This window comes from Marinobacter sp. CP1 (assembly GCF_001266795.1).
Taxonomy (GTDB): domain Bacteria; phylum Pseudomonadota; class Gammaproteobacteria; order Pseudomonadales; family Oleiphilaceae; genus Marinobacter; species Marinobacter flavimaris.
Map to the genome: position 1 here is coordinate 1512730 of NZ_CP011929.1, position 21990 is coordinate 1534719.

Consider the following 21990-nt stretch of genomic DNA (forward strand, 5'->3'; position numbering starts at 1 on the left):
TGAACTCCGCGCACCGGGCAGGCCCTGCCTGCCCGGTTACTGGTTACGGGGCATTGCCTTTAGAGCAGGCCCTGGGATTCCAGATAGCCGGTTACCGACTGATAGACTTTCTCGGCATTGGGGGATTGCTCAGCGTATTTCTTCCACTGGTCCCGGGCAATGGTCCGAAACTTCCGGCGCTCTTCCGCCGACCAGTCATGAACGGTGATATCCGGATTGGCGCGTGCTTCCCTGACGGCCTTCTTGTCCGCCATGGCCAGCTGGGTGCTGATATCCTGGGCGAAGTCCCGGGCCGAGACGGTCATGATCGTCTGAATGTCCTTGGGAAGCTCTTCCCAATCTTCCAGGTTCATGGCAATTTCGATCAGCGGCAGGGAGTGGAAGCCAGGGTACACCGGATGCGGGGCAATCTCGTGCAGGCCGGCTTCGTGGTTGGTGGAAAACACCGTATAGTCGGCAGCATCGATAACACCCTTGCTCAGTGCGGTGTAGACCTCGGAACCCGGCAGGTTCACTGGCGCCGCCCCGGCGGCGGCAAATACCGACTGCACCAAACCTTCGGGTGCACGCATCTTGAGGCCTTTCAAGTCTTCAACACCATCCAGCGGTTTCTTCGAAACAAACGACTCCAGGCCAGTGCCACCACCGCCAACAAACTTCACGCCATAGGGCGCGTAGAGCTCGTTCATCAGCTCATAGCCCCCGCCATAATTGATGTAATCGATGAGCTGGTCCGGGCTGGACCAGGCGCCCACGGTATTGCCAATGAGCCCGAACGCGGGATCTTTGCCGGAAAAATAACCGGTCACCGATACATGGCCATCCAGGACGCCCATATTCATGGCACCGAGAGTTTCGGTATGGCTTACCACGCTGCCCACAGGCAGAAGATCAATGGCAACGCGGCCACCGGTCATTTCTTCGACACGGTCAGCCCATTGCTGCTGAATCTCGAAGTTCTTGACGCCAGCGGGGTCGGAGGACTGGAACTTGAAGGTATAGTCCGCCGCGAAGGCGTTAAAGGCAAGTGCAGCTGACAGTAGGCCAGTCGCGAGTCGGGTCGGGAACATAATAGCGTCTCCTGATTGTTTTTGTGCCGGCATATGTTACCGGTAACATCAGAAGCCTATCGAATTCGGAAACCACTTACAAGGGTGTTTTCGAGCAGGAAACAGCGAGGATTAAAAAACCGGTCTGCCAGAAAGCAGACCGGTGAAACGTCAGGGTTTGCGACGTGCTAAAAACTGAGATCGCACTCAGGAGACGCAAGGAATGTCCGAATTCCCAACGTCACTCCATATGACTGTAGTGTTCGACAAAAGTTCCGGAATAGATCGTTTTTTGACCACATTTTCGGGTTTCACTTATAAACCCCGGTGCCGGTGTCGCCCAGTTCATGAAGCGACGGCCGGTACTTTTCTCTCAGCGCCATAACACGCTCGCGATACGCCGGGGTGAGATAGGGAATTTCCAGAGTGAGCACCTGGTAAATGCCCTGCTTCAGCTCCGTTAGCGTCAGGCAGGCGGATGCCTCGGCCGCATGTGCTGTCTTCAGGAAAGCCATCCAGTTGGTTATAACCAGCCACACGTTCAGCGACATGGCCGATCGGAGATCCTCTTCCTGGGGTTCAATAATGCCTGCTTCCGCCAGCTTCTCGAAGATACGACTGATGGACGCCAGACAGCGGTTGGTGAAATCCCGATAGTCCTGACGCAGCCTCTGATCACTATCGAGAAGGTATTCCAGATCCCGGTGGAAGAACCGATAACTCCAGAGACCGTCGAAGACCGACTCCAGGTAGAAGGTCATGTCGTCCAGGGTCATCGCCCGGTCTTCCGGAATATCCAGGTAGAAATCCACCAGTTTTTCGTATTCCAGAAAGATCTCGTAAATGATGTCCGACTTGTTGCGGAAGTGGTAATACAGGTTGCCCGGCGAGATGGCCAGGTGCGCCGCAATATGGTTGGTCGTGACGTTGCGCTCGCCACGTTCGTTAAAAAGCTCCAGGCTGGAGAGCAGAATTTTGTCTCTTGTCTTCATAGACCCGTCGGCGTTTGTTGTTGTGTCGCTCACAGATGGCCCGATTCGCCATCCGCCTCCGCTTGACTCACTAGAGTATATACTCTAATAATACCCCCAGACGCAAATTGAGTATTTTTTCGCCAGCCTTTCAATATCTGGAATAACAGGTCGCCGACGGACTCTGATCGGCACCAATGAGGAGAAAGCATCATGGGAGCCACTGTCGTCCAGCTCACCGAGAGCAAGAAACAGATCCAGCACACCCACCGCGTGTTTGAGGATCAGAAAAAGGCGTTCCGCAACAATCCGATGCCCTCCCTTGCCGAGCGGCAGGAGAACCTGAAACGCCTCAAGCGGGTTCTGCTCAACAACCAGGACAGGCTTCTGGATGCCATCGACCGGGATTTCAGCTGCCGCTCGAAGGACGAATCCCTGATTGCCGAGGTCATGCCGTCGATCCAGGGCATCAACTACACCCTGAAGAGCCTCAGCGGCTGGATGAAGCCGTCCAGGCGCCACGTCTCCGTGCTATTCCAGCCCGCCAGCAACAAGGTCCACTACCAGCCCAAGGGTGTGGTTGGCGTGATCGTGCCCTGGAACTACCCTCTGTACCTGGCGGTGGGCCCACTGGTCGCATCTCTGGCAGCGGGCAACCGCACCATGATCAAGATGTCGGAGTACACGCCACACACCTCGGCCCTGTTCAAGGAGCTGATTGAAGCCAGCTTCCCGGAGGACCTGGTCTCGGTTATTAATGGCGAGGCCGACGTGGCTGCAGACTTCTCGTCACGTCCGTTTGATCATCTGCTGTTCACAGGTTCTACGTCGGTGGGCAAGCTGGTCATGAAGGCCGCAGCGGAAAATCTGACACCGGTCACCCTGGAGCTGGGAGGCAAATCCCCGGCCGTGGTCTCCCCGGATGTGCCCATGGAAGACGCGGCCCAGAGAATCGCCTTTGGCAAGGCTTTCAATGCCGGCCAGACCTGCGTGGCGCCCGATTACGTCCTTTGCCCCGCTGACCGGGTGCAGTCGTTTGTCGACGAGTTCCGTGCCCGTTTTTCCGAGATGTATCCCAGCCTGCGGGACAATGACGACTTCACTGCCATCATCAATGAGCGGCAGTACGATCGACTGCAAGGCTACCTTGAGGACGCCCGGGAGAAAGGCGCCGAATTGGTGGAGATCAACCCTGCCCGGGAGAATCTGAAGGACGGCACCCGAAAACTGCCCCTGACGCTGGTGCTGAACACCACTCCGGATATGAAGGTGATGCAGGATGAGATCTTCGGTCCGATTCTGCCGATCGTCAGTTACGGCAGCCTGGATGAAGCCATTCACTACATCAATGATCGTCCGCGGCCTCTGGCGCTGTATTTCTTCGGGTACGACAAGACCCAGCAGCAGCATGTGGTGGATAACACCCACTCTGGAGGCATGTGCATCAACGATTCCCTGATGCACGTAGCCCAGGATGATCTGCCTTTCGGTGGCATCGGTGATTCCGGCATGGGGCACTATCACGGCCGTGAGGGGTTCCTGACCTTCTCCCATCACCGGGCCATTTTCACCAAGCAGAAATTCAACAGCGGCAAGTTTGTCTATGCGCCCCATGGGACAACTGCGCACAAATTGGTTTACAAGTTCTTTATCCGCTGAGAACTCGGAGTCTGTCGCGGGCTGGTAGCCCCTTCCAAAACACGCCGTGAATACGTCCGTGTAGGCTTGAGCAAAACATCCCTGTTTTGCACAGTTTTGGAAGGGGCTACCAGCCCGCGACGATTCAGCATTTTCCCCGCTATCCAAAAACAATAACGAGAACACACCCATGCAGAAACAGATCCCTGATCCGTCAGGACACCCTCAATTTGCCGATCTCAACCGCCGAAGCTTTCTAAAAACCGGACTTGGCGGTGCCGTGTTTCTGGGCACCGTCAGCGTCACCGCCGGGCTTAGCGGATGCGCCACTCAGCCGGCGGGCCGGCTGAGTGCCGTTGGCACCCGGATGGACGCCAGCTACCAGTTCCGGTTTTTAAACGAGGATGACATTGCGCTGTTCGAGGCCTTGTTGCCCGCCATGATTGGGCCGGGTTTGCCAGAGCAGCCACAGGCCAGAAACCTGGCAATTGCCGGGACGATCGAGCGGATTGATGCCGGCATCCACAAGTTCGGACCAGCTAACCAGAAGGAACTGCGGCAACTGTTTGACCTGCTGAACTTCGGGCTCACCCGGGTGACCGTTGCCCGGGTCTGGTCCAGCTGGCCGAATGTGACAACGGCGGAAGCCGACGCGTTTCTGGAGCGCTGGCGCACCAGCCGTATCGGGCTGTTCAACAACGGCTACATTGCGCTGACCAAGATCAGCAACGTGGCGTTTTATGGCTATCGGGATTTCTGGCACCTGTCCGGCTATCCCGGACCACCGCAATACGCGGTCGACGCATTGCCACAATTCCAAAACGCCTGATTGCCAGCTGATCTGACGGAGCACAAACATGTCATTGACCGATCGTATTGCCCAGGGCCTGGAATCAGGCTGGAACGTCACCGATAGCGCCCTCCTGACGCAAAACCTGACCGCAGAAGCGGACGTTGTTGTTATCGGAACCGGCGCCGGTGGCGGCACCACCGCCGAGATTCTGGCCCGCAGCGGGTTGTCCGTGATACTCGTGGAGGAGGGCCGGCTTTACTATCAGAAAGACTTCAAGATGGACGAGCAGACCTCCTATGCCAACCTTTACCAGGAAGGCATGAGCCGGGTAACCCGGGACGGGGCAATCGCCATTTTGCAAGGCCGCTGCGTGGGCGGTTCCACCACGGTAAACTGGACTTCCAGTTTCCGGACACCGGCGCCCACGCTCAATTACTGGGCCGAGCAGTTTGGCCTGGACGAACTTCGGCCGGACGCCATGGCGCCCTGGTTCGATGGCCGGGAAGAACGCCACTCCATGGCCCCGTGGCAGGTCGACCCGAACGTCAACAACGACATCTTGCGCCAGGGCTGCGAAAAACTGGGTTACAGCTGGCAGATCATTCCCCGCAATGTGAAAGGCTGCTGGAACCTGGGCTATTGCGGCGTCGGCTGCCCGACCAACGCCAAACAGGGCGCCCTGATGACCACCATTCCGGGGGCGCTCGATAACAACGCCCGGCTGTTCCACAGCCTGCGCGCCGACCGCCTGGTAATGAACGAGGACAAGATCGACCACCTGGAAGCCTCTGCCTTTGCGGATGATGGCGTCACCCCGACCGGGATCAAGGTCACGCTCAAAGCCCGACACTTCGTGGTCGCCGCCAGCGCCATCGGCAGCCCCGGCCTGCTGCTCCGCTCCGACATCCCGGACCCGCACCAGCGGATCGGCAAGCGTTCGTTCATCCATCCGGTCAACGCCACCGTCGCCCAGATGCCTCAGCGCGTCGATCCGTTCTATGGCGCGCCCCAGTCCATCTACTCGGACGAATTCAACTTCCGAAACGGCGTCGACGGCCCGGTTGGTTACAAACTCGAGGTGCCACCGCTGCACCCGGGCATGTCCAGCGGCGTCATACCCGGCCACGGCGAAACCCAGATCAACAACATGGCCGGCCTGCCCCACATGCAGTCCGTCATCGCCCTGCTCCGGGACGGCTTCCACCCCGAAAGCCCCGGCGGCACAGTCTCCCTCCGCGACGACGGCAGTCCGGTACTGGACTACCCCGTCAGCGACTACCTCTGGAAGGGCATCCGCGAAGCCTTCCACACCATGGCCGAAATCCAGTTCGCCGCCGGTGCCGAAAAAGTCCGCCTGATGCACCTGGATTCCGACTGGTACACCAACTGGACCGACGCCAAAGCCGCCATCGACCAGCTCCCCATGGCACCCCACCGCGTCCGCCTGTTCACCGCCCACCAGATGGGCGGCTGCGCCATGGGAAGCAATCCGCAAAACTCGGTCGTCAACGGCTTTGGTGAACACCACCAGGTCAGCAACCTCAGCATCCACGATGCCTCGATCTTCCCCACCAGCATCGGGGCAAATCCGCAGCTGTCGGTTTACGCCCTGGCGGCACGGAACAGTACAAGGTTGGCTCAAAGACTCTCGCGAGCAGCCAGCTAGCATTGCGCGCAGATAACAGCCCCAGTTTCCTTCGGGGAGGCTCGCACGGGGATGAAAGGGCTGGCTGGAAGGGCTTGTCCGGGAATGTGAGAAGCCATGGATGGCTTCGCTAAAGCGCACATGGGTGAGACAAGCGATTATGAAGCGAAGCTTCATGCGCAGGCGAACGACAGCAATCTGTGATTGCTGGCCGGACCCCGAAGGGGTGCTTGTAGCGTTTCCCGGACAAGCCCTTCCAGTCGGCCCCACCACATAGCCGACATGCACGACCTGAAGCCCCGGACGCCTACAGAGTCTCCGAAAATGCTGCTATCCTTGGGCCTCGCAAAGAAAGGAGCTGCGCATGTCCAAAGTCATCTACCCGGGCACCTTCGATCCCATCACCAACGGCCACACCGACCTGATCGAACGGGCCGGCCGAATGTTTGATGAAATCGTCGTCGCCATCGCCTACAACCCCAAGAAACAGCCACTTCTCGATCTAGAAGAACGCTGCGAACTGGTCCGCCAGGCGACCGCGCATCTCCCCAATGTCAGCGTCACCGGATTCAGCAACCTGCTCGCCGATTTCGTCCGTGAACAGGGTGCCACCGTGATCCTCCGTGGACTCCGGGCGGTATCGGATTTCGAATACGAATTCCAGCTGGCCGACATGAACCGCCGTCTGGCTCCGGAAGTGGAAAGCGTTTTCCTGACACCGGCCAATCACCTGTCCTACATCTCCTCCACCCTGATCCGGGAAATCGCATCCCTGGGTGGCGATGTCTCGGAGTTTGTTGATCCGGCGGTAGAGGCTGCCCTGAAAAAGAAGTTCAGCTGAAGCTGAACTAACAAAAAAGCCCCGACCAGCGGGGCTTTTTTATGGCAATGAAGCAGCGGCGTCAAAGCAACGGCGGCAAAGGAATTTCCACACCGTTCACGTCCAGCACAAGATCTTTCATACTGGCATCAAGCACCAGACTGTCACCCTGCTCTACCAGCAGCCCCTGCTTTATCAGCGGTGCCAGCTGTAACCGGAATTCCGGGTATTCCTCCGCGAGCGCGACGGGCAGACTGAGATCCATTTTGCCGGTCAACTGCTGCATCACCATCAGCATTTCTGCTTTCTGATCCGCCGTCAGCTCCGGATGGGCGATCCGGGCGCTGCCTTCTATCACACCCTCCGGGGTGGTCACCGTCAGCTCTGGAAAACCAACCGAGAACCCGGCTGCTGCCAAATCCCGAACGGCGGCATTCACCTGCTGCATGGCGGCCATCTGCTGCTCAAACTGCTGGGGACCGCCAGAGGCCTGAGTGATAGCCAGCGCCTGCATGGATGAAAGGCTCTCGGTCAGGTTGCTCCAGGCCGCCACATCCAGCCCGGACAATGCGAACACCAGTCTCTGGGGACCATAACGCTCATCGGCCGTTGAAACGCCAGCGACCTCGAACGTCATTCGTGAATCCAGGCGCTCACCATCGTTGACCGGCTCGCTGCTGCTAAGAACCGAAATCCCCTGAAGCATGAAGGGGGCTTCCGCCGCCGGGGTCACAGCAACCGATTCCACCGCAATCTCGCCGGAGCCGGTCCAGACCTCACCGGTCAGATGACTCATGGTTTGCTCGAGGCGGAAGTCGCTGACCTGGATATCCAGGTCCGGACCGGACAGGGTTACTCCCGGCCAGACCATCAAGGCATCGGCCTGAGAACCGGCCTCACTGACCTCAATTCTTGCCAAGCCGCCACTTGAGGCCAGGGTCTCCCCGGTATCCGGGTCCGTCAGGGTCATCTGGGGCGCTTCGAGTTCGAGAACAGCGGTACCCCAGAGACGGGTTTCCAGGGTCAGCTTCGGCTCCTCACCGGAGAACCAGTCGCTATCGCCGGCGGCCCAGCCATCCTCGGGCTGGAAATCCATCAGGCTGCCGGTCACGCCATGGGTCACATTGGCCCGGTAGGCAAGCTTCTGGGATTCACCGGTTTCCGGATTGATCAGGTTCACCGAACCTCTGAAACGGGCCCCGAGAATACCTCTCTCATAGTTATCCGTTTCCATGCGAAGGAAGGGTTGTGCATCGTTCACCTCCGCTGTTGCCTGGTGCCACTGCTGCTCAGTTACGTATCCCACGACCCAGGGCAGGCCGCCCGCTACAGCCAGCACACCAGCGCCGGCAATCATCCATTTGGTGTTCAAACAACTTTCTCCAGTTCGGGAATCAGGTTTTTCCGGTCAGCCGTTCAAGCAACACCAATTGTGAGGCAAGGCGCTCTTCACCTTCTGCGGGCTGGTTCTGAATATAACTGCCGTCCGGTTGCAGTACCCAGGACTGGCAATTGTCGGCCAGGTAGGTATCCAGATCTTCTCTGACCCGGGCGGCAAGATCAGGATCGTCCAGGGGGAAAGCGGTTTCCACCCGGCTGAGCAGGTTCCGTTCCATACCATCGGCACTCGAACAGTACACATCCGGGCGGCCATTGTTGCCAAAGTAGTAGACACGGGTGTGCTCCAGGAAGCGGCCAATGATCGACCTCACCCGAATATTCTCCGAGAGGCCCGGCACTTCCGGACGCAGACAACAGATGCCGCGGATGATCAGATCGATTTTCACACCGGCCTGTGAAGCCCGGTAAAGCGCCTTGATCAGCTGGATTTCCGTCAATGCATTGAACTTGAAGATGATCCGGCCCTTGTCCCCAAAGCCCGCTTCCCGATCAATCAGGCTCAGTAGCCGGGGATGGAGGGTGAAGGGCGAATGAAACAGCTTCTTGATCTTCAGGGCCTTACCCATGCCGGTAAGCTGCTGGAACAGCTTGTTGACGTCGTCGCTGATGGACTCATCGCAGGTCATGAAGCTGTAGTCGGTATACAGACGGGCGTTACCGGCATGGTAGTTACCGGTGCCCAGGTGCACATAGCGGCGCAGCCGTCCCTCCTCACGCCTCACAATCAGAATCATCTTGGCGTGGGTTTTGTAACCAACCACGCCGTATACCACGATCACGCCCGCTTCCTGCAGCCGACTGGCCAGCTCGAGGTTCTCGGCCTCACTGAATCGCGCCCGTAACTCGATAACCGCGGTAACCTCCTTGCCGCGGCGGGCCGCATCCGCCAGCGCCTCGACAATCTCCGAGTCTGCCCCCGTCCGATATAGGGTCTGGCGAATCGCCAGAACCTGAGGATCCTTGGCGGCCTGGCGCAACAGATCAACGACCGGGCTGAAATTTTCGTAAGGGTGCAACAATAGAATCGGGCGCTTGCGAATGGCATCGAACATCGATTCCTTGCTGCGTATCAGCTTGGGAATCGACGGCGAAAAACCGGAATAGGTGAGGTCCGGACGGTCCACCAGCCCTCCGACCGCCATCAATCGGGTCAGGTTCACCGGGCCATGGACCTGGTAAAGATCGCGCTCGGTCAGACCGAATTCCTTCAGCAGGAACTGAACCAGCTCTTCCGGGCAGTTGTCGGCAACCTCAAGGCGCACGCCGTCGCCAAACCGGCGACTGAGCAGCTCACCACGCAGGGCCGAGGCCAGGTCTTCCAGATCGTCTTCAAGCTCAAGGTCGGCGTTACGGGTCAGCCGGAACTGATAGCAGCCTTTCACCTCCATGCCGGGGAAGAGCTCGTCGGCGTGGGCGTGGATCATGGACGACAGGAACACCAGGTTTTCGCCACCATTGCAGACATCATCAGGCAGACGGACCAGGCGGGGCAGCGAACGCGGAGCCGGCACAATCGCCATGCCGGTTTCCCGCCCGAAGGCGTCCTTGCCGTCCAGCTCAACAATGAAGTTCAGGCTTTTGTTGACCAGACGCGGGAACGGGTGCGAAGGATCCAACCCGATGGGGCTGACCACCGGCAGGATCTCCTCCTCGAAATAAGTGCGCACCCACTCCGCCTGCTCCGGCGTCCACTCCCGGCGCCGGACAAAGTGAATGTTCTGCTCTTCCATCTCGGGAATCAGCACATTGTTCAGTATGTCGTACTGCTCGCGAATGTACTCGTGAGCAACACGGCTGATCTCCGCCAGGGCCTGGTCCGGCATCATGCCATCGGCACCAACGGTCTCACGGCCGTATTTCATCTGCTGCCTTAGACCGGCCACACGGATCTCGAAGAACTCGTCCATGTTGCTGCTGAAAATGCAGCAGAAAATCAGACGATTGATCAACGGGTGCGTCGTATCCAGGGCCTGCTTGAGCACGCGGTAATTAAACTGGAGCTGGCTCAGTTCCCGGTTGAAGTAATTTTCATTGGCATCCAGGTTGATCTCCTCACCAACCGGGGGCACATCCACCGGCGCAGGCACACTCCGGTCATCCCCTGCCGTCTGATTCTTCGCCGTTTCCGTTGTCATGATTCCTCGATTCCAGTGTGTTCGCCACTGCTGGCGAATGATTTTGGCCTTATCCGCGCTGACGGTCCCGCATCAGTCGGGCCGCGCGCACGGCAAAGTAGGTCAGGATTCCGTCGGCCCCGGCTCTGCGCATGGCCATCAGGCTTTCCATCATCACCGCATCCCCGTCGAGCCAGCCGTTCTGGGCTGCGGCCATATGCATGGCGTATTCGCCACTGACCTGGTAAACAAATGTTGGTACCCGCAATTCCGTCTTCACCCGGTGCACGATATCGAGATACGGCATACCGGGCTTGATCATCACCATGTCTGCGCCTTCGGCCAGGTCCATCGAGACCTCATGCAATGCCTCGTCACCGTTGGCCGGATCCATCTGGTAGGTCGCCTTGTTACCCTTGCCGAGATTGGCGGCCGAGCCTACCGCATCACGGAAAGGCCCGTAATAGCTTGATGCGTACTTGGCAGAATAGGCCAGGATCCGTGTGTTCACATGGCCGCCGTTTTCCAGGGCTTCGCGAATGGCACCAATACGGCCATCCATCATGTCAGACGGTGCGACCACATCGGCGCCCGCATCGGCATGGGAGAGCGCCTGGTTGACCAGTGCCTCGACCGTCACGTCATTGAGGACATAACCGTCGTTATCGATGATGCCGTCCTGGCCATGGGTGGTGAACGGGTCCAGCGCCACGTCTGTAATCACTCCGAGTTCCGGGTGGGCCGACTTGAGGGCGCGAACCGCTCTCTGCGCCAGACCATCGGAATCCCAGGCTCCGGAGCCGGAGAGATTTTTCTTCTCGGCCGGAACTACCGGAAACAGGGCAATTGCCGGGATACCCAATTCGCCCAGCTCCGCAGCCTGTTCAACCAGCAGATCAATGCTCAGGCGCTCCACTCCCGGCATTGAGGGCACCTGTTCCCGCTGGCCCTCACCCTCCAGCACGAATACCGGATAGATCAGGTTGTCCGGCGTGAGCTGGTTTTCCCGAACCAGGCGACGCGAGAAATCGCTGGCCCGGTTACGGCGTAAGCGGGTGGCAGGAAAAGTACGGGGAGTCGGAATCGGCACTGACAACCTCCTGGATGGCTGAACAAAAAGTCTGATGGACCGTCTCGGCATCCGCCGGGCGCCCTTTGCGCCATCATACACGGCCGGCGCCGCTGGTTGCAGACTCCCCTGGCAGGATAGGGCGATTAAATGACAGGTTAATTACCGTATCGAATCCAGCGCCTCGGCTCGAACCTGTTCGGTTTCATTGAAGTGGCTGGCCCTCAGACGCTCCAGCGCCTGTTGACGTTCCGGCTCGGCAAGCCCGGGGGACAATAGCCGGTCCCGCTCCTGTGAATAGACTTGCCAGCGGCGGTCCCAGTTCTTTTGTTCCTCCTCAAGGCGGGCCAGCCTGTCCGCCGCGGCTTCCCCAAAGGCCTCCTGACGCCAGGCCTCGAGCGCCCGGGGATCATCCGCCAGCTCCCGGCGCACCTGTTCATAGTCTGCAAACCGTCGGGTCTCCTCCCTGGCCTTGCGGAGCGGCTCCGGCAAGGCAGACTCGGCCTGGCGAAGAGCTTCTGCTTTCTGCTCATCGGTCAGGCTGTCATTGCTTGCGATCCTGAGTTTTTCGATCTGGAAGCGGTCGACTGCCTCATCGTCAGCAAAGAAAGCGGCGGCGGTATCGGCATCAAGCCAGGTCCGCCGCAGTGCCTGGATCTCTGCCATCCTTCGCTGCATCTCACCCGCGCCAAGCCCGGACACCTCACCATAGCTTTGTTCCAGCTCAGAAACCGCAAGTTTGTATTCCAGGTAGTTTCCAAGGGTTACCAGGGCCTGGGATCTCGCTGGCTCTTCCAGGCCCGACAGCGCCGCTTCAATGCGCGCCACCAACGCTTGCAGCGATTCCTCTCCCAGGGCTGACAGGAAATACTCGAACAGCTGTCGCAGATGCGGGGTCGGGACAAGATTGCCGAACCTGTCCGTTCGGGCCCAACCATCCGGGACCGAGGTGCCGGCCAGCGAGGCTGGCAACTGCTCGGGAACACGGACCGTGGAAGCGTTGTTTACCAGGTCGGAGGGCGCAGAAGAGGCCGCCCCCTTGTTCAGTGATTTCAGAGACTCATCAACAGGCGCCGATACGACCGGCTCACCCTCGGCAGCCGGATCTGTCGTCATCAGCCAGAAGCTGACAACAGCTGCTATGATCAGTAGCAAAACAAGGAAAAGATGGATTCGGCGCTTCATTACCACACAGGAGTCCAGATTACGGGTGACTGGCGATTTGCCCGGGCTAACGGCGCAAAATGATAATGAACGAGGATAAACGACGCTGACAGGTCATACCGAGACAGGGATCAAAAACGGAGCCGGGGCGAAGCGCCCCGGACTGCCGTCTGAACGTTCAGAGGGAGCGGTTGTTAAAACCCACTTCCACCTTGCGAGGTGTATCAGAACGGAAGGAGGTATCTACTTCCTGGATCCTTCCGCCCTGGCTCAGGAACGCTTCGATGTCTGCCTGCAACTGTGCGCGAACGCGGGCACGGCCGGCGATGGAATGGTTGTCGTCACTGTCGCTGGTCCAGCTTCCGGACTGCTCCAGGTTGCTTTCGTCGAATTCACTCATGATCTTTTCTCCATCAACGAAAACAGATGGTCGAGTGCTGCGACCCCGCAGGGAACCTCACTCCGTATCGACGAAAGACCGCCTGCGGCTTCGTCTTGGCGTCTTTATAATCTGCTTTTCGTGACCACGCTATTTATTGGCAACGACTTTTTTGTAAATTTTTGTAAATCACAACAAACAATTGAATTACATGCGAAAATTTTATATTCGTCTGTAGATCAAAAAATTGACAGAAAGAATGAATAGTGATTCACTGCTTATAGGGAGCCCGAATGGCCTATCGAGAAACGGAAAAAATGCGCCAGCGCAAGGCGGAGGCGCGCAAACGGATTGTGGACTGCACTTATCAGTGCGTGGCCGAAGGCGGTTTTCGAAGCGCGCGGGTTACCCGGATCGCCGGGCTGGCCGGCGTTGCCACAGGAACTATCTACCGGCACTTCGAGTCCAGAGAGGACCTGTTCGCCGAGATTTTCCGGCTGGCAACCCAGCGGGAGGTCGACAAGGTCGCCGAAGCTCTGGCCTCCGATGGCAACGCCGCCGAGCGGCTTGAGCGGGCACTCAGACAATTTGCCGAGCGGGCACTGAAAGGCCCGCAAATGGCCTGGTCACTGATCGCCGAGCCGGTGGACCCGAAAGTGGAAGAAGAACGACTGGCATACCGCAAGGCGTACGCCAACCTGTTCGAAAAAGCGATCCGCGAAGGCATTGAAGAAGGATGCATCCCGGATCAGGACGCTCGCCAAAGCAGCACCTGCCTGGTGGGCGCCATAGCGGAAAGCCTGGTTGGCCCCCTGTCACCGACACAGACCAGCCAGGCCACCAGCACAACAGAAGACAACAATGACCCGCTGGTCAATTCCATCATCTGCTTTTGTATGCAGGGGTTGACCGGCACCAGGAGGTAGCTATGAACGCGCGGCAGCCCGGGCCAGAGACGCCATCAAACGACCAGGAAGATCGCTACCTGGCCAGCACCCACGAGGTCTTCAACCAGCCACCGGCCCTGGAGAACTATAACCTGTTCGAACAGGACATTGCCCTGCAGGAAGCTGCCCTCCGGGAGGGCGCCGGTAAAGCTGCCGAGGACCTCAAGGCATTCGGAGCCCTGGCCGGGGCCGCGCAGACCATTGACCTGGGGTTTCGCGCCAACGCCAACAAACCGGTCTTCAACACCCATGACCGTTTCGGCCACCGCATCGACGAAGTGGACTTCCATCCGGCCTATCATGAGCTGATGCGGATTGCCTTCGACAATGGTCTCCACAGCAGCCCCTGGAGCCATCCAGGCCAGGGCGCGCATGTTGCCCGCGCAGCCAAGTACTACATGCACTCCCAGGTGGAGGCCGCCCACTGCTGCCCTGTAACCATGACCTTTGCCGCCATCCCGTCAATTCGCAAGCAGCCGGAACTGGCGGCCGACTGGGAAGCCAGGATCCTGGCCGACAGCTACGATCCCCGCAACCTGCCGGACAGCCAGAAAAGTTCCGTGACCATTGGCATGGCCATGACCGAGAAACAGGGTGGCAGCGACGTTCGCGCCAACAGCACCAGGGCCTACCCGATCGGCGCGGGAGGCCCGGGCCAGGCCTATGAGCTGGTGGGTCACAAATGGTTTGTCTCTGCTCCCATGTGCGACGCTTTCCTGGTACTGGCTCAGACACAGTCAGGACTGTCGTGCTTCCTGATGCCCCGCTGGCGCCCGGACGGCACCAAGAACCCCTGGCAGGTCCAGCGCCTCAAGAACAAAATGGGCAACGTTGCCAACGCCTCCAGCGAAGCCGAACTGCGCGGCGCCCTTGCATGGATGGTTGGCGAGGAAGGCCGCGGCGTGCCCACCATCATTGAAATGGTGGCCATGACCCGCTTCGACTGCATGATCGGCAGCTCCGCCGGCATGCGTCAGGCCATCGCCCAGGCCAGTCACCACTGCCGTCACCGCAGCGCCTTCGGTGCCCGCCTGATCGATCAGCCTCTGATGCAGAATGTTCTGGCCGACCTGGCCCTGGAAAGCGAAGCGGCACTGGCCTATACCATGCGCATCGCCCGCGCCCTGGACAACCAGGACAAAGAACACGAACGACTGCTGGCCCGCCTGGCCACACCGGTCGGCAAATACTGGATCTGCAAACGCACCCCGAACCATGCCTATGAGGCCATGGAATGCATCGGCGGCAGCGGCGTGATGGAAGACTGCATCATGCCCCGGCTGTTCCGGGAATCTCCCGTCAACGCCATCTGGGAAGGCAGTGGCAACGTTCAGTGCCTGGACACCCTGCGCGCCCTGCAAAAAGAGCCTGAAACCCTCGACGCCTTCTTCAAGGAAGCCGCTGAAGCCAAAGGCGCCGATCGCCGCTTCGACCAGTTCCTGGCGCAGCTGCAACACGACTTCGCCGACATCAGCGATTTCCAGTACCGCGCCCGAAACCTGGTCGATCGCATGGCCCTGGCCCTGCAGGGCTCCCTGCTGCTCCGCCACTCGGATGCCGCCGTCGCCGACGCCTTCTGCGCCTCGAGACTCGAGTCCAGTGGCGGCATGAACTACGGCAACCTGCCCTCGGGCACCGATCCGGCAGCCATTATCAAACGGGCAACGCCTGTAGTAGGCTAAGTTGCTATTGGAAGCCCACTGAGAACTCTGAGAGTCGATGGGGAATCCCCTCCCAAAAATGTGCGGAGCCATGGATGGCGGAGCCCAAGCGCCACAGGGATGTGCCGCAAGGAGCGTTTTTTGGGAGGGGATTTCTCATCGACTCCAGCACGGAATCAAAGATGTCAGAAGCCCTGAGAAAACTCCTGCGGGAAGGCCAAAAGCCCCAACAGCCGGTTATAACGCCCCACGTGGGCGTACTGACCCTGCACTTCCAGCTCTACGGCTGCGACGACCTCAAAGCCAAACGCAAAGTCTTCACCGCCCTGAAGGCCGTCTGGGGCAAAGAACCCGACCTCGCCGTCGCCGAAACCGCCGACCAGGAGGCTCTCGACTGCGCCACCTGGACCATCGCGGCCCTGGGCACCTCCTCACAGCAGATTACCCAGCGTCTGGACCAGATCGAAAAAGCCATCGAAGAACGCGTGGATGCTGCCATACTGGATATACACCGGGAAATACTCTGACCGTATAACCCCGAGGGCCGCGTGTGGCGTAACCTGTCGCCAGGCCGTATACTACGCCCCCTCAGGGATGCCAGTGCGCCTGCCAGCGGCAGGCGACCAGACATTAATGCCGGACAGCAATGCCGGCCGTATCCGCAGGGCATCCGGAACCGGCCCTTCGGATGACCACTGATTGTGAGTGGCGCCTATGACCGGAAAGAAAAAATCCGCCCAGGCCTCGGTAGAGGCCATGTATCGCGTATTCACGGTGCCCGAGGCGCCGGAATCGACGCTGAGCCGGATTGACCAGAACATCTCCCGCAATCTTGCAGGCTTTCTGCAGGAGCACATCGTTGCGGTAGAACGGGACCTCTCGGATGTGGAGAAAGACTTCTCCGACTACAGCATTCCCGAGAAGCCGGTCTTTGTGTCTGAACAGGCCCAGTTCCTGCTCGACAAACTGGTGGCCAACTCCGTTCACACCGCCTCACCAGCCTTTATCGGGCACATGACCTCAGCGCTGCCGTATTTCATGCTGCCGCTGTCGAAAATCATGATTGCCCTGAACCAGAACCTGGTCAAAACCGAAACCTCCAAGGCGTTTACACCCATGGAGCGCCAGGTGCTGGGCATGATTCACCGGCTGGTATACCAGGAAGACGGCGCCTTCTACCGCAAGTGGATGCACGACCCCCGTTACGCCCTGGGTGCCATGTGCTCTGGTGGCACAGTCGCCAACCTCACCGCCCTGTGGGTCGCCCGCAACCGGGCCTTCCCGGCCGAGGGTAGCTTCCGCGGACTGCACCAGGAAGGCCTGTTCCGGGCTCTGAAATACTACGGCTACGAAGGCGCCGCCATCGTCGTCTCGCGCCGCGGCCATTATTCCCTGCGCAAAGCCGCCGACGTACTCGGCCTGGGCCGGGAATCCCTGATTCCCGTGGATACCGACGACGAAAACCGCATCAACACCGATGCCCTGCGGGACAAGTGCCTGGAACTGCAGCGCCAGAAAATCAAAGTCATGGCCATCTGCGGCGTGGCCGGCACCACCGAAACCGGCAACGTCGACCCTCTGGACGCCATGGCCGACATCGCCCGCGAATTCGGCGCCCACTTCCACGTGGACGCCGCCTGGGGCGGGCCCACGCTGTTCTCCCGCACCTACAAACACCTGCTGCGCGGTATCGAGAAGGCAGATTCCGTCACTTTCGACGCCCACAAACAGCTCTACGTCCCCATGGGCGTGGGCCTGGTAGTCTTCCGCGACCCGAGCCTCGCCAGCGCCGTGGAACACCACGCCCAGTACATCATCCGTAAAGGCTCCCGGGACCTGGGCAGCACCACCCTCGAGGGCTCACGGCCCGGCATGTCCATGCTGATCCACTCCGGCCTGAAAATCCTGGCCCGGGAAGGCTACGAGATCCTGATCGACCAGGGTATCGACAAGGCCAAGACCTTCGCGGAAATGATCGAAGCAGAACCGGATTTCGAACTGGTCACGAGACCGGAACTGAACATCCTGACCTACCGCTACTGCCCGGAAAACGTCCAGGAAGCCCTGGCCTGCGCCGACCCGCTGCAGGCGGAAAAGCTCAACACCTGTCTGAACCGGATTACCAAGTTCATCCAGAAAACCCAGCGGGAACGGGGCAAGGCGTTCGTGTCACGTACCCGACTGGAGCCGGCCCGTTACTACAACTTCCCGTGCATCGTGTTCCGGGTGGTACTGGCCAACCCTCTGACGACCAAAGAAATCCTGGCCGACATCCTTTCGGAACAGAGAGAGTTATCACGGGATGAGGGCATAGAGGATGAGATCAGCATCCTGCACCAGATGGCGGATGCGGTATTGAAGCAGGCGACGCCGAACGCGAGACAGGCCTGAAGAGTCCAGAAGACTTAGCCATGGCGATTTTAGGCAACAACCATGGCTCAGTTGAGCCGGGCGGGGGATGGTTCAAAAACTGTGCGGAGCCAGGGATGGCGGAGCCAAGCGTACAGGGACGTATTCACAGCGTGTTTTTGAACCATCCCCCGCCCGGCTCGCTTCTCCCAAGCCTGCAGACAAGGCCTTAGTACAGGGCCTCTTCATCATCCAGAACATCATGGATGATATCCAGGAACATCTTATCCGCCTCACTCCAGTTCTCGGGAATCCGGATATTGGTGCTGGCACTGATTTCCTGCGCAATCAGCTCCTCGGCATTCGGCTGACCCCGGTGCTTGCGAGCAATCTCCATGGACTTGACGGCAATGGTCGGGTCGCTCAAAACCTTCTTGATGAAGGTCCTCAGCTCATTAATCATCTTCGCCTGACGGCCTTCAACGGATGAACTCATACTTCACTCCACGGACAAATAGGCTTGAGGGGTGAAACACCCCTTTTTACAGATAGTATGACCAAACTCGGTTTATACAACCAGCCCGGTCAGATCAACAAGCCTCGCAGGGTGAAGAACAGAATCGCTGCCATAATGGCCGATGCCGGTACGGTGATGATCCAGGCTGCGGCAATGCGCACCAGATGCGAACGCTTCACCAGCTCTTCCCGGTAGATCTTCTTCAGGCGTTTACGCTCGGACTTGGACAGAGGGACCTGCTTTTTCTTCTTGGCCCGCTTGAGCAGGTTCTCCATCTCCTCAACCGACGCATTGCGGAAATCATCCAGGAACGGCTTCAGACGCTCCTGCTCGGCAGGATCATGGTGCTCCATGATCTTGTGCAGCTGGGTTGCGTAGTTGGACTTCAGGTACTCCCGAAGGAAGCCAACGCCGAACACGCCACCAATCGCGATATGGGTGGAGCTAACAGGCAGGCCAAGCTGAGACGCAAGGATCACCGTGAGCGCTGCCGAAAGCGCGATGCAGAACGCCCTGGTCTTATCCAGTTCGGTGATTTCGCTGCCGACGGTCTTAATCAGGCGTGGGCCGAACAGCATCAGGCCAACGGCCAGACCCAGGGCACCCACCATCATGACCCACAGGGGAATATTCGCTGACATAACCACCGAATCAGCCGAGAGGGCATCGTTAATGGCAGCGAGCGGACCAATGGCGTTCGCCACGTCGTTGGCGCCGTGGGCGAAACTCAGCAGTGCCGCGGCAAAGATCAACGGCCAGGTAAACAGGGTATTCACGCCTGCCGAGCTGTTCTCCATGGTCGATGCCATGCGGCCCACCAGGGTGCGCATAACGAAGAACACCACGGCGGCCGCGGCAAGCCCGATCAGCGTCGCCTCGAGAAAATCGACTTTGACGATCTTCTTGACGCCCTTGATCATCAGGTAGGTGCCAAAGGCCCAGGCCATGATCGCCACCAGCCAGGGAACAAAGGTCCTCGCGGCCGGAATGACCTCTCTTCGATAGAGCACAGTCTTCTTGATCGCAAACAGGAACAGGGCTGCCAGAGCACCGCCCAGCACCGGCGAAATCACCCAGCTGGCGGCAATCTTGCCCATCACCGCCCAATCAGCAATACCCCAGCCACCGGCGGCGATACCGGCACCCAGAACGCCGCCAACAATGGAATGGGTTGTAGACACAGGCGCGCCCATCCAGGTGGCCAGATTCAGCCAGAGGGCGCCAGCCAGGAGGGCGGCGGTCATCAGCCACACGAACGCCCTGCTCTCTTCCAGATTGGAGGGATCAATGATGCCACCCTTGATGGTGGAGACCACATCTCCGCCGGCGATGATCGCGCCACCGGCCTCGAAAACGGCTGCGATGAGCACAGCGGCACCCAGGGACAGGGCACCAGAACCCACCGCTGGCCCCACGTTGTTGGCAACGTCATTGGCGCCAATGTTGATCGCCATGTACCCGCCAATCACCGCGGCGGCCATCAGCAACATACTGTTGGGCATTCCCTGGCTGAATGATCCGACAGTCAGCCACACGCCAAGTAAGAAAAGCAGGCTGATGCCGACCCTGTATCGTTCCGTGGTAGGGCTGGTGAGAAGGGTATCCAGGAATCCGCTCGAACGGGCCATAACAGATCAGGTCTCGTTTAGTCTGTGAGGATTGGGGGCGAACACTTTCGCGCGGCAACTATAATTTTTTTGACATGAAAATGAAATAAAACGGTCACAATTCACACAGACTAAACACATCACAGACTCGAGTGCAAAAACGCACTAAATTGACTCATAATCCCGGACATAAGCGCCAAAATCACAAAAACAGCAAAAAAAAGGTTCCCATGCCTCATTCAACTTCCTCCGGACAGCTCGCTGCCGGCGAACGGGAAGACGGCCAGGTCTCGCGTCTGCTCACCTGGCTCTCGGCAACCGCTATCGCTTTTCTGGTTGGCATCGGTACCAAGGCCTGGTTCGCCGGACACGAGACCCATGCCTGGGTGCTCTGGTCCTTCATCGGTCTGATTGCCGTGAACATGCTGCACTTTGCCAGCACCGGCAACCGGGCACGCCAGAAAGCCGGGATGATCGTTATTGTCGGCCTGCTTTTCACCTACCTGATTGCGTCCGGCGGCGAGAGCAACACCGGGCCACTCTGGTTTTACGTCTTCCCGCCTCTGCTTTTTTACCTGACTGACCTGAAAACCGGCACGGCGGTGTTGCTGTTCTGCTACCTGGTCGCGGTAGTGGTGTTCCAGTTTCCCGGGCTACCGCTGGTCTCGGCGGAATACAGCATGGATTTCAAGATCCGCTTTTTTGCGGCCCTGACCTTCGAATCGATTTTCTGTTTCGTCCTCGAAGCCAGCCGACTGAAAGCACGTAATGAACTTCTGGCGCTGGCCGAAACCCATGAGCACGCCGCCCGCACCGACGAGCTCACCGGGCTGGCCAACCGCCGTGAAATGCAGAACCGCCTGACCATGGAGTTTTCCCGCTACCAGCGCTCCGGCCACCACTTCTCCATTGCCCTGATCGATCTCGACCTTTTCAAACAGATCAACGACCAGTTCGGACACGACGCGGGCGACGATGTCCTGCGGGAGTTCGCTGCATTGATGCGAACCGTGATTCGGCAGGCGGATGTCGCGGCCCGATGGGGCGGTGAAGAATTTCTGGTGTTATTGCCTGACACTTCACTGCTCCAGGCCCTGAGCCTGGCTGAAAGACTGCGGTCGCAAGTTGCCAGGCACCCGTTCCGGTTCAGAGATCAGGCATTACCGGTAACCATCAGCGCCGGTGTCTGCTCCATCGCCAAGGCCCGGTCACTTGACGATCTTCTCAAACAGGCCGACCTGAACCTCTACAATGCCAAGGAATCCGGGCGCAACCGGATAGCACCGCGGGTTCGAAGCCAGGAAAGCGAACCTTCCCCCACCCACTCGCCTTGAGGCGAGAAAGCACTCCCGCTATGATCGTGCGCCACCGAACGACCGTATGAACAGTGCCAAGGCAGCGAGCAGATAACCTATGACATCAATCAGAATCCTGGTGGGCAGCGTCTATGGCGGCGCGCTCCTGACGGCCAGAACGCTCAAGAAAGAGCTTGAGGGGGAAGGTCACCACGTGACCGTGTTGGAAAATCCGGCACTGGATGACATCACGTCGAACAACGATGCGCTACTGGTATGCACATCGACAACCGGACAGGGCGAGCTTCCGGCCAATCTGCTGCCCTTCTACCTGGACCTGAGGGACCAGTTGCCACAACAACCCGGCCGGCCGTTTGGCATCATCGTCCTGGGTGACAGCTCCTACGGAGATACTTTCTGTGGCGCTGGCGACCTCATGGAGGAAGCGCTTTACGAAACCGCTGCCCGTAAGGTTGGTGACACGCTTCGGATTGATGCCCTGGAAACCATGGAACCGGAGGCCGAAGCGCTGCCCTGGGTCCGGGGGTGGCTGGAGCAGATCTGAGACACG

General features: G+C 59.1%; 19 protein-coding genes. 10 read left to right on the forward strand and 9 right to left on the reverse strand.

Going from position 1 to position 21990, the window contains the following annotated elements:
• Positions 1–59 precede the first annotated feature (59 nt).
• Positions 60–1070: a TRAP transporter substrate-binding protein gene (locus ACP86_RS07185; RefSeq protein WP_053113178.1), complete on the reverse strand. Its 1011-nt coding sequence runs from the start codon at positions 1068–1070 to the stop codon at positions 60–62.
• Positions 1071–1360: 290 nt separating this feature from the next.
• The gene (locus ACP86_RS07190; protein ID WP_053113179.1) at positions 1361–2041 is read right to left on the reverse strand and encodes a TetR/AcrR family transcriptional regulator; all 681 of its coding nucleotides are present in this window, start codon (positions 2039–2041) and stop codon (positions 1361–1363) included.
• A gap of 192 nt (positions 2042–2233) precedes the next feature.
• On the opposite strand from ACP86_RS07190, the gene ACP86_RS07195 reads away from it, so the two are divergent.
• From ACP86_RS07195 to coaD, 4 genes are all read left to right on the forward strand, one after another.
• Complete coding sequence (locus tag ACP86_RS07195) at positions 2234–3679, forward strand: coniferyl aldehyde dehydrogenase (protein ID WP_053113180.1); 1446 nt, start codon at positions 2234–2236, stop codon at positions 3677–3679.
• Between the two features lie 169 nt (positions 3680–3848).
• Positions 3849–4487, forward strand: a complete 639-nt coding sequence (locus ACP86_RS07200) for a hypothetical protein (protein ID WP_008173490.1) — start codon at positions 3849–3851, stop codon at positions 4485–4487.
• Positions 4488–4515: 28 nt separating this feature from the next.
• On the forward strand, positions 4516–6117 hold the full coding sequence (locus ACP86_RS07205) for a GMC family oxidoreductase (RefSeq protein ID WP_008173492.1): 1602 nt from the start codon (positions 4516–4518) through the stop codon (positions 6115–6117).
• A gap of 343 nt (positions 6118–6460) precedes the next feature.
• A complete protein-coding gene (gene coaD / locus ACP86_RS07210) occupies positions 6461–6937 on the forward strand; it encodes a pantetheine-phosphate adenylyltransferase (protein ID WP_008173494.1) in 477 nt (158 codons plus the stop codon).
• Between the two features lie 61 nt (positions 6938–6998).
• On the opposite strand, the gene ACP86_RS07215 is transcribed toward coaD, so the two are convergent.
• The 5 genes from ACP86_RS07215 to ACP86_RS07235 form a co-directional block, all read right to left on the reverse strand.
• Positions 6999–8288 (reverse strand): DUF945 family protein, encoded by a 1290-nt coding sequence (locus ACP86_RS07215; RefSeq protein WP_008173497.1) that lies wholly within the window; start codon positions 8286–8288, stop codon positions 6999–7001.
• A gap of 22 nt (positions 8289–8310) precedes the next feature.
• Positions 8311–10452, reverse strand: coding sequence for a polyphosphate kinase 1 (ppk1, locus tag ACP86_RS07220; RefSeq protein ID WP_053113181.1), 2142 nt, complete (start codon positions 10450–10452; stop codon positions 8311–8313).
• Positions 10453–10501: 49 nt separating this feature from the next.
• Positions 10502–11521 carry a porphobilinogen synthase gene (gene hemB / locus ACP86_RS07225; protein WP_053113182.1) on the reverse strand — a complete coding sequence of 340 codons (1020 nt, stop codon included), beginning with the start codon at positions 11519–11521 and terminating at the stop codon, positions 10502–10504.
• A gap of 141 nt (positions 11522–11662) precedes the next feature.
• A complete protein-coding gene (locus ACP86_RS07230; protein ID WP_227507833.1) occupies positions 11663–12616 on the reverse strand; it encodes a lipase secretion chaperone in 954 nt (317 codons plus the stop codon).
• Positions 12617–12842: 226 nt separating this feature from the next.
• Complete coding sequence (locus tag ACP86_RS07235) at positions 12843–13064, reverse strand: hypothetical protein (RefSeq protein WP_008173503.1); 222 nt, start codon at positions 13062–13064, stop codon at positions 12843–12845.
• 272 nt (positions 13065–13336) lie between these two features.
• Between ACP86_RS07235 and ACP86_RS07240 the strand changes: the two genes are divergently transcribed.
• The 4 genes from ACP86_RS07240 to panP all read left to right on the forward strand — a co-directional run bounded on the left by ACP86_RS07240 (position 13337) and on the right by panP (position 18042).
• Complete coding sequence (locus ACP86_RS07240; RefSeq protein ID WP_008173505.1) at positions 13337–13969, forward strand: TetR/AcrR family transcriptional regulator; 633 nt, start codon at positions 13337–13339, stop codon at positions 13967–13969.
• A 2-nt stretch (positions 13970–13971) separates the two neighbouring features.
• On the forward strand, positions 13972–15672 hold the full coding sequence (locus tag ACP86_RS07245; RefSeq protein ID WP_008173507.1) for an isovaleryl-CoA dehydrogenase: 1701 nt from the start codon (positions 13972–13974) through the stop codon (positions 15670–15672).
• Positions 15673–15833: 161 nt separating this feature from the next.
• A complete protein-coding gene (locus ACP86_RS07250; RefSeq protein ID WP_053113183.1) occupies positions 15834–16178 on the forward strand; it encodes a DUF503 domain-containing protein in 345 nt (114 codons plus the stop codon).
• A gap of 187 nt (positions 16179–16365) precedes the next feature.
• Positions 16366–18042 (forward strand): pyridoxal-dependent aspartate 1-decarboxylase PanP, encoded by a 1677-nt coding sequence (gene panP / locus ACP86_RS07255; protein WP_008173510.1) that lies wholly within the window; start codon positions 16366–16368, stop codon positions 18040–18042.
• A 187-nt stretch (positions 18043–18229) separates the two neighbouring features.
• Here the strand turns inward: panP and ACP86_RS07260 are convergent, their stop codons facing one another.
• Together ACP86_RS07260 and ACP86_RS07265 are read right to left on the reverse strand one after the other, a co-directional pair.
• The gene (locus ACP86_RS07260) at positions 18230–18496 is read right to left on the reverse strand and encodes a hypothetical protein (RefSeq protein WP_008173512.1); all 267 of its coding nucleotides are present in this window, start codon (positions 18494–18496) and stop codon (positions 18230–18232) included.
• An 89-nt stretch (positions 18497–18585) separates the two neighbouring features.
• Positions 18586–20145 carry an inorganic phosphate transporter gene (locus tag ACP86_RS07265; protein ID WP_053113184.1) on the reverse strand — a complete coding sequence of 520 codons (1560 nt, stop codon included), beginning with the start codon at positions 20143–20145 and terminating at the stop codon, positions 18586–18588.
• Positions 20146–20354: 209 nt separating this feature from the next.
• On the opposite strand from ACP86_RS07265, the gene ACP86_RS07270 reads away from it, so the two are divergent.
• Together ACP86_RS07270 and ACP86_RS07275 are read left to right on the forward strand one after the other, a co-directional pair.
• Positions 20355–21458, forward strand: coding sequence for a GGDEF domain-containing protein (locus ACP86_RS07270; RefSeq protein ID WP_053113185.1), 1104 nt, complete (start codon positions 20355–20357; stop codon positions 21456–21458).
• 79 nt (positions 21459–21537) lie between these two features.
• Positions 21538–21984, forward strand: coding sequence for a flavodoxin (locus ACP86_RS07275; protein ID WP_008173520.1), 447 nt, complete (start codon positions 21538–21540; stop codon positions 21982–21984).
• Positions 21985–21990: the final 6 nt, after the last annotated feature.

What these genes read in the sequence shown, in the direction of transcription:
- ACP86_RS07185 (WP_053113178.1), bottom strand. Translation starts at nt 1,070, where the DNA reads ATGTTCCCGACCCGACTCGCGACTGGCCTACTGTCAGCTGCACTTGCC.
- ACP86_RS07190 (WP_053113179.1), bottom strand. Translation starts at nt 2,041, where the DNA reads ATGAAGACAAGAGACAAAATTCTGCTCTCCAGCCTGGAGCTTTTTAAC.
- ACP86_RS07195 (WP_053113180.1), top strand. Translation starts at nt 2,234, where the DNA reads ATGGGAGCCACTGTCGTCCAGCTCACCGAGAGCAAGAAACAGATCCAG.
- ACP86_RS07200 (WP_008173490.1), top strand. Translation starts at nt 3,849, where the DNA reads ATGCAGAAACAGATCCCTGATCCGTCAGGACACCCTCAATTTGCCGAT.
- ACP86_RS07205 (WP_008173492.1), top strand. Translation starts at nt 4,516, where the DNA reads ATGTCATTGACCGATCGTATTGCCCAGGGCCTGGAATCAGGCTGGAAC.
- coaD (WP_008173494.1), top strand. Translation starts at nt 6,461, where the DNA reads ATGTCCAAAGTCATCTACCCGGGCACCTTCGATCCCATCACCAACGGC.
- ppk1 (WP_053113181.1), bottom strand. Translation starts at nt 10,452, where the DNA reads ATGACAACGGAAACGGCGAAGAATCAGACGGCAGGGGATGACCGGAGT.
- ACP86_RS07230 (WP_227507833.1), bottom strand. Translation starts at nt 12,616, where the DNA reads ATGACGACAGATCCGGCTGCCGAGGGTGAGCCGGTCGTATCGGCGCCT.
- ACP86_RS07235 (WP_008173503.1), bottom strand. Translation starts at nt 13,064, where the DNA reads ATGAGTGAATTCGACGAAAGCAACCTGGAGCAGTCCGGAAGCTGGACC.
- ACP86_RS07240 (WP_008173505.1), top strand. Translation starts at nt 13,337, where the DNA reads ATGGCCTATCGAGAAACGGAAAAAATGCGCCAGCGCAAGGCGGAGGCG.
- ACP86_RS07245 (WP_008173507.1), top strand. Translation starts at nt 13,972, where the DNA reads ATGAACGCGCGGCAGCCCGGGCCAGAGACGCCATCAAACGACCAGGAA.
- ACP86_RS07250 (WP_053113183.1), top strand. Translation starts at nt 15,834, where the DNA reads ATGTCAGAAGCCCTGAGAAAACTCCTGCGGGAAGGCCAAAAGCCCCAA.
- panP (WP_008173510.1), top strand. Translation starts at nt 16,366, where the DNA reads ATGACCGGAAAGAAAAAATCCGCCCAGGCCTCGGTAGAGGCCATGTAT.
- ACP86_RS07260 (WP_008173512.1), bottom strand. Translation starts at nt 18,496, where the DNA reads ATGAGTTCATCCGTTGAAGGCCGTCAGGCGAAGATGATTAATGAGCTG.
- ACP86_RS07265 (WP_053113184.1), bottom strand. Translation starts at nt 20,145, where the DNA reads ATGGCCCGTTCGAGCGGATTCCTGGATACCCTTCTCACCAGCCCTACC.
- ACP86_RS07270 (WP_053113185.1), top strand. Translation starts at nt 20,355, where the DNA reads ATGCCTCATTCAACTTCCTCCGGACAGCTCGCTGCCGGCGAACGGGAA.
- ACP86_RS07275 (WP_008173520.1), top strand. Translation starts at nt 21,538, where the DNA reads ATGACATCAATCAGAATCCTGGTGGGCAGCGTCTATGGCGGCGCGCTC.